This is a genomic window from Lutibacter sp. (genome assembly GCF_016342705.1).
Taxonomy (GTDB): domain Bacteria; phylum Bacteroidota; class Bacteroidia; order Flavobacteriales; family Flavobacteriaceae; genus Lutibacter.
This window is the reverse complement of record NZ_JAEINV010000028.1, coordinates 1-7,560: the sequence shown is the minus strand read 5'-3', so window position 1 is coordinate 7,560 and position 7,560 is coordinate 1. Positions and strand designations below refer to the sequence as shown.

Below are 7,560 nucleotides of genomic sequence, written 5' to 3'. Positions count from 1 at the left end.
TTAGGATGGCTAAAATTCCACTTTTTTCGGGAATTTTAATTGTCGTTTAAAAGGAATTATAAATGTCGTTAATCAATAGCCATTATTATCATCTACTAAGTGATATTTCATACATTCAATTGCTTTTCGATATTCAAACTTATCAATTAATTCTTGGCAAGGATTTACAAATGTTTCATAGCTATCCACAAATTCATCATCATCTTCTTCAAATTCTTCGTCATAATCTTCTTCTTCGTAATCCATTTTTCCCTTTTCCGTAATTGTTTTAATTTGTTTTTAGCTAAAATAGATTATCCAAATCCTCAGTTACCCATTTAGGCAAATTTTCATCATTTATTTCCGCACTCTTCTGAAATCCAGCTTTGTTTTCGCTTGCTTCACCTTTATCAAGTGGAATAATTTCACTTAGAATAATTTCAGAAAAATACTTCTTGTTTCCATTACTATCTTGATATTCTCTATTGTCTATCCTTCCAGTAATATGAACTTTTGCACCTTTTACGAGCTTGCTTAAATAGAAATCTGATAAATCCCAACCAGCAATATTATGCCAAGTTGTTTTGTTTTGCCATTCACCATTTTTATCCTTGTGTGAATGAGTTGTAGCCACAGAAAATGTTGTTTTCTTGTGTCCGTTAAATTCTTTTGTTTCTGCATCGTTACCCAAATTACCAATTAATGATGCTTGATTTAGTGAAAATGCCATTTTTTACCTCCAAGAATATTTGTTTTATTTACTCTTCAAATTTAGAAACAAAAACTAAATGTTAGACTTTGGCAACGTTGTGGCAATGGATAAATTCAAACCGATATTTTAATTTTGGTTAATTGTAATCATTTTCCAAGTATTTGTTTTTTTGTCTTTGTTATACTCTAACAATGCCAGCCCTTCTATTAAAGATTTATCGATTAAATTATTAGCTAATATTAGTTGAGGAGGAATAAATACATCTTCTATGAATCCAAAATCCTTACCATTGATTTTCTTAAGTTCCCCCTTAATATTTTTAATAAAATCAAATGAAGTTTTTCCATCATGCTTTTTAATAGATTTAACATCATATTTCTTTACACCACCGATAATATCTTCAACAATGTGAATTGATACCACATCACCGATTTTGAAATTATCATTCTTCTTGAGAATATATCTTGCCGTTTTGTTTAGTTCAAAACCAATAAAAGCCCAATGATGGTCTTCAAGAATATTCGTAATTATTCCTTTTTGCTCGGGATATTGTTCAATTAAAATATTTGCTATTGTGGCTGCCTTCTCTGTGTAAAATGGAACTAAATCTTTTTTCTGATCTGCCTTCCTAATAAACTCATTGTTAAGAAGCTGTTTTATATCATCAGTTATTTTCCAATTATTATCTTCTCTTATTTTCTTAATAATCTCTAATTCTGTCCTTGCTTCTGTGAAATAGCCAAGTTTAAGTTGTACCTTTGCTGTTGAGAGTTTAATTCCAATCAACATTTCTGGTTTACCGCCTAACAATAACCCCTTTGCAAAACACGACAATGCTTTTTCATCATCTGTGTTTTCATAGGTCTCACCAAGCAAATGCCATAACCAAAATTCTTTTTCTTTCTTTTTCATTATGTTAAAGATAAGTTTACGTGCTTTTTCAAAATCATCTAAAATTATAAAAAATTTGCTTTTATGGTAGTTTAACCAAATTTCATATGGATATTTTTCTAATATTTTATTCAAATATGGGAAAAACCAATTAACCGATTGTAATTTTCCCTCGCTTAAGTTTTCAATTATTTTTGCTGCTTTTAAGTGGACACTTAGAGCTAGGCTATTTAATTTTTTACCATTATACTCATTGGGCTTATAATCATCTGGTGAAAACACTTCTAGACCGTGGCTTCTTATAAAACTTAAAAACCAAAGCGAGTTGCTCTCGGCTAGCTTATTTAATACCCAAAAAAGTGTGGAATATAAATGCGTACTATTATCAATCTCAATTGTATCTAGAGCTTTAACAAGAAGAGAGATTGAATTGTGATGTTGGCTATGTACGTTTTGGTCTTGAACCATTAATTTTAGAATTTTATAGACAGCCCAACCAGTAGAATTATAACCCATGGGAGATTTTAGTTGATATTTTGACATTTCAACAACTGCACTTATTGCATGAGAGATTCCATTACTCTCTATTTCAGCTTTAGCCCATTTGTGCAGTGTCCAAAAGTAATTAGTTTTGAGTGTTTCATCATTTGGATTAGTTTTTAGTTTATTACTAATTTCTTTCACTTCATTCTTCAGTTCTAAATTATTCATTTCTTAACCCCCAGAAATTATATTAAGACATCTATTCTTAAATTCTACGCTACTGTATTTTTCAACAAATGGCCCCTTTTTACTGAAAACTTTTTTTGAATCATAATAAAAGATAATATCGCAATATTCAGTATCGGTTTTGAAATAGTATTTCTGACCGTTGCTAATAGGTTTAATTTCCGTAATTTCTATTTCTGTGTTTTCGAATATCTTTTTAATATATGAGTAAAAATCCTCTAAAAATGGCTCATCAAAAGTTAGTTTATTCATCTTTTTTTCAAATGCAGAGACATCTGTTAAATTAGAAAATAATTCATTAATCGATTCTTTTGATTTTTCACTACTAAATTGGAAAATATTTGTAGTAATTTTTCCATTCTTTTTATAAATAAAATCAATATGAATATGCTCATCATCAATACTTAAAACAAATCTAAGCCTCCAATCAAGTTGTTCTACTTTAATAATCTCAATTTCTTCATTTTCAATAATTGAGAACACTTTTAAATATATATTTTGAGCAATAGGATTGGTAATAAAACTTGGTATTTCACAATTATTTGTGTCAATATTTTTACTTTCTTCTATAATTTGTGGTTCTGCATCTATAGTTGAAATCATTTTACTCCAAGGTGAAAATTTAGGCGGATTTATTGCAAATAGATTTTCCTTTGCACGCGTAATTGCGGTGTATGCCCATCTGTAAAAACTCTCATTTTGTGTGCCACTAAAACCATCAAATTTCACAAAGACATTATTCCACTCTCCACCTTGTGCTTTGTGGCAAGTTACCGCATAACCAAATTTTACTTGCAGAGCATTATAATATTTACTGTTTTTCAATTCTTCAATATATAGTTCTTTCTCCTTTTTATATTGACCAGGATTTGTCTTTTTTAGTGTTTTGTGCGGGAATTTAACACCTAGTTCTTGAGCTGCAAATACTCTTAAGGCAACTAACTCGTCTCTCCCCAAATTGCGTTGCTCTGACCATAGTAAATTTTCAAGTATAAACACCTCTTTTTCTATCTCTTCATTATTTTCACCAATATATTTTATGGTCATTTCTCTAAAGGATAACTTAATAGGTTCTTTTCTACCCCTTAAATTAATTGTATGCTCAACAGGTGACCACACTTCAACGGTTTTAATAAAATCACCATTCATGGAGCCAATATGATAGTTATTAGCAACTACAATAAGTTTTTCTTCTGGTAAAATTTCCCGTTCTTTGGTGGTAATAAAACTGTTTCTAATATATAGATTTGCTTTTAAAGCATCTTCGTTGCTGTATGTTATATAAATGGAATCATTTAAGTTATTAGCCAATGCTTGTTTTAGCTGACTACGTTTAGTTATAATATTAACATCATTATTTATATCAAAATTATTGTACTCGCTCTTCTCTATTGAATTTCTAATTTTACTGGCAGCAGTCAAAATCCCACTTTCTTCAGTTTGTCTCACAACTTCTTTGAGCGTATACTCTTCAACCAATAAACTATACTCTTTGGTTAAATATTGCTGAGATAATGCAAATGAGAAGTTGTTACCAATCGGTGGCAACTGTGCAGGGTCACCAATAAAGATAATTTTTCTTCTTAAGTTTGGGATATGCACATTAGAGTTAAACCCAACAAATTCTAACAAATCATATAATAATCGCCCAGAACCAAACCGTAAAAATTCTTCATCGTTACTTTTGCTATCTGAAATCATTGATGACTCATCAAGAATAAAAACATCATTTATACTTTCTTGATTGTTGTTTTTAACTGCAAAATTAAATATTAGATCATCGGTCTCTTCATCATCACCTAAATCAATCTTGGATTGAGTATATAACAATTTATGAATTGTAGAAGCCTCTAGTCCCGTCCTTTCATTTAGCATACGAGAAGCCCTTCCAGTGGGAGCAGCTAAATGGTAGTTTAGATGCATTAATCTTAAGTGTTTTGCTATTTCTCCGATTAAAAAGGTTTTTCCAGTACCTGCATACCCTTTTAGTATAAATATTTGAGAGGAATCGTCTGTTATAAATTCCTTGATTTTATTTAGGGCAATATTTTGGTCGTTTGTTAACATTTATACAAAATTTATTTTTGTAATTAATTCATATAACAAATCAAATAATCCCAACAAATCATTTTTATTTATTTCTCCTCGTTCTGGATCATTTTTATCTTTATGAACAATATTATTTCTTGTTTTGTTTAACCTATAAAACCTTCCTATATCCTCTGAGTCAAAATTACTATACCGATAGCCAATATTTGCAATTTTTTGAGTAATGCTATTTTTTATCTTATTATCACCAACATTTTCCAAAAATCCATCTTCTGAGTATTGTTGCGTCGAGTCATTAAATTTATAATACTTCAATTTCTCACCATCAACAAAATTCAAAGAATATACAATAATTAAACTATTTTGTAATGCCTCAAAAATGTGAAAATAGTTAATATATGCAGCTGAGAAAATTTGTTCATTTTGCTCTTTTGATAAAAATTTTGATGCACTAATTAACCAGTACTCAACTTCTGACACAAATTCATTTCCATTTCCATGTAGCAGAGTATCTAGTTTAGGTAGATTTGCACTTAAATTAGCTTTAATATTTTGAGTTTTATTATAAATATATATTAAATATTTTTTATTAAGTAAATTTTCAATAGTTCTTTTAAATGATTTGATATTTTCTCTTGTAAATTTATTATCATGATTAAACTCTGGTGATTCTTTAATAATAAAACCATCTGCACCAAGACTTTCTAACTTTTGTAAGTTCCAAACTTTATTAGAGGCAGTAAAAATGATTACTTGTATTCCAGGATTCAAAACTTTTATTCTTCTTAATATTTCAACTGATGTAATATCTTTTATCAGAGTGTTATAAAATTCGTCAGTTCTAAGCCTAAAATCCAATATTACTACATCCGGCTTGAATTGCTCTATTTTAGTAATTGCAGAATCTACTATTTCATTTTTAGATAAATTAAAATCAGTTTCTAAAACTTTAAATGTAAAATCGTCTTTTCTAAAAATTCTATTAAATATTATACTCCAACCTTTTTCGTATTCGTCGTCAATTAATAATATTTTTCCACTACCTTTTATTTCCAAACTAGATTTGTCAATATCGGGGACAGGAAATTTATTTAACAAGTATTTATAATATAAAGATGAATTTATTTTTTCAATCACGGGTTTAAAATTATCGCTATTATCAATCCCTAGATATTTTGCCCAACGAATTATACTCCATTCATTTGCAACTGAGTGATGACTTGAATAATTAGATGGAGGCGAAACTTCAATTTGTTCTCTTATTTTTTCTTCAGTTGTTCCCTTTAATTTCTTTTTAATTAATTTTTCAGCTTTTTCCTTGCTATCTTTTATATTATAAATGCCATCTGTATATAAAATTGGACTAAGCCTTTTATCAATTTTACTAATTATATATGGTGTCTCTTCACCAATAAAGATTATTGGAACAAATCTTAAATCGCCCAATTCTTTTGTAAGACGAATATGGTAGGCTAATTCAATACCTTTAAATTCAAGGTAGTTTTCTGAAAGACTGAAAGGAATCACCAAACAATCAAAATCTCTCTTTAAAAGTACATCTGAAATAAAATCATCAATGCTCGAATTAAATTTTTCGTTTCTGTACTTCAACAACTCAATATCAATTAAAGAAGTGTTGTCGTTATGAATTAGTAATGGTTTCTCGATTTTAGTCTTTCCGTTAGTAATCAATTCATCTATTTTTGAATTTAGGTTTCTTATAATGGAGTCAATCATTTTATTATCAAAATTATTTTTTCCGCTTTCTAATCCTAATTTTTCAGTTAATGAGTCAATATCAATTCCTTTCTCTTTAAGAGAATCATATATATCTTCAGGGTTATTGTTACCTTTGTTACGTTCTAAATTTATAAACATTCGCAAGTCTAAAAAAATATTTAATTCAAAATCCTTACCAAAAACTAAATAACCTAATTTGTAGTCGTTCTCAAACCTCTCTAAAAAATAAAATAAATTATCACCTTTATATATATGTTCAGCTGATAAATTTGCTCTTGGTGTTTCCTTCATTCTTAATTCTTTTGTAGTATTACCACCTGTAAAGAATACTAAATCAATATTATTTTCTTCGCATAAAGTAATAATTTCATCTAATGGCTTACTATTAAAATCAGAATTATGCATAATGATAGTTTTATTATCTTCTTTGTTTGAATTCTCAATTAACAAATCTATTGAATCAGAAAAATCCTTTTCATTATCAACCAATTTAAGAAACTTATATTCTTGAAGTTTTGATTTGACTGAATCTGTTCTGTTTTTCTTATTATCATACAAAATAACTTTAATCATTTTTAGTAATCTCATAAAAAGTTAAAATATGCTTAAACCCGTTGATATTATCACTTTCAGGCTTTTCCTTAAATTTACGATCATCCGAACGCAAGTAATTTAATCTATATGCACCATCTTTAAATTTAGACTCAATTGCCCAATCACAAACACTACGGAATTTTGTTTTAATTCTGCTTAAATGTCCTACCCCAAATTCATCAAAAATAGAAGAAATTGAATCAGAATCTGGGTAAGAATCAACATGAGTAATTTCAATTATTAGTCTTTTGTCGATTTTTTTCAATTCTATTTCTATTTTTTTTGACTTTTCACTAAATTCATGAAAATATTTAATAATTTCCGTTACACCATTTTTAAACCAATCAACATCAGTATAAATTTCATATGATTTTCTAAAATCATCTTCATTTTTTACTTCTATATTAAAATCAATAGCTTCTTTTGATTTCTTAATTAGTTTTATAATATTGTATAGTTCACCTTTAAATCTAATTTCTTTATTAAATAATGCCCTTAAGTCTTTAAAATTAGAAATAGTTTTTGCATTTGCATCTCTAATTTGATCTGGTAAACGAAATTCATCAGGCTTTTTACGTGGATTATTTTCAATCCATTCAATAAATCTTGGATCACCCCAGCCCATTTCAATATTTTTTTCTGTTTGGTACGAACTCCAACTTGGATTCTCATTTTTTATAAAATTATAAATCTTTGCTCCAATTCTATCATTTATGCTATAAAATTCTTGATTGAAATCTGGCCAGTTCTTGTCTAACATTTCTTTAAATGAAGGATAATCAGCATTTGTTGATCAACGACAACTATTATTTCCGGTCAACGACAATTATTTTTCCCGATTTAATTTTGTTGCATAATTAGGTTTT

Annotated in this window: 6 protein-coding genes; all 6 read right to left on the bottom strand. The window is 28.3% G+C overall.

What is annotated here, in order from left to right; all coding sequences use genetic code 11:
- Positions 1-72 precede the first annotated feature (72 nt).
- The 6 genes from JEY78_RS15640 to JEY78_RS15615 all read right to left on the bottom strand — a co-directional run bounded on the left by JEY78_RS15640 (position 73) and on the right by JEY78_RS15615 (position 7,454).
- A complete protein-coding gene (locus tag JEY78_RS15640; protein WP_291853643.1) occupies positions 73-246 on the bottom strand; it encodes a hypothetical protein in 174 nt (57 codons plus the stop codon).
- A 37-nt stretch (positions 247-283) separates the two neighbouring features.
- A complete protein-coding gene (locus tag JEY78_RS15635) occupies positions 284-709 on the bottom strand; it encodes a single-stranded DNA-binding protein (protein WP_291853640.1) in 426 nt (141 codons plus the stop codon).
- Positions 710-817: 108 nt separating this feature from the next.
- A complete protein-coding gene (locus JEY78_RS15630) occupies positions 818-2,293 on the bottom strand; it encodes a hypothetical protein (protein WP_291853637.1) in 1,476 nt (491 codons plus the stop codon).
- Positions 2,294-2,296: 3 nt separating this feature from the next.
- Entirely contained in the window at positions 2,297-4,378 is a 2,082-nt protein-coding gene (locus tag JEY78_RS15625; RefSeq protein ID WP_291853634.1) for an AAA family ATPase, read from the bottom strand.
- Positions 4,379-6,673: a response regulator gene (locus JEY78_RS15620; RefSeq protein ID WP_291853632.1), complete on the bottom strand. Its 2,295-nt coding sequence runs from the start codon at positions 6,671-6,673 to the stop codon at positions 4,379-4,381.
- A complete protein-coding gene (locus JEY78_RS15615; protein WP_291853628.1) occupies positions 6,666-7,454 on the bottom strand; it encodes a hypothetical protein in 789 nt (262 codons plus the stop codon). Before JEY78_RS15615 ends, JEY78_RS15620 begins: the two co-directional genes overlap by 8 nt.
- Between the last annotated feature and the right edge of the window lie 106 nt (positions 7,455-7,560).

Coding starts and splice junctions, on each gene's coding strand:
- JEY78_RS15640 (WP_291853643.1), bottom strand. CDS start 246: ATGGATTACGAAGAAGAAGATTATGACGAAGAATTTGAAGAAGATGAT.
- JEY78_RS15630 (WP_291853637.1), bottom strand. CDS start 2,293: ATGAATAATTTAGAACTGAAGAATGAAGTGAAAGAAATTAGTAATAAA.
- JEY78_RS15635 (WP_291853640.1), bottom strand. CDS start 709: ATGGCATTTTCACTAAATCAAGCATCATTAATTGGTAATTTGGGTAAC.
- JEY78_RS15615 (WP_291853628.1), bottom strand. CDS start 7,454: ATGTTAGACAAGAACTGGCCAGATTTCAATCAAGAATTTTATAGCATA.
- JEY78_RS15625 (WP_291853634.1), bottom strand. CDS start 4,378: ATGTTAACAAACGACCAAAATATTGCCCTAAATAAAATCAAGGAATTT.
- JEY78_RS15620 (WP_291853632.1), bottom strand. CDS start 6,673: ATGATTAAAGTTATTTTGTATGATAATAAGAAAAACAGAACAGATTCA.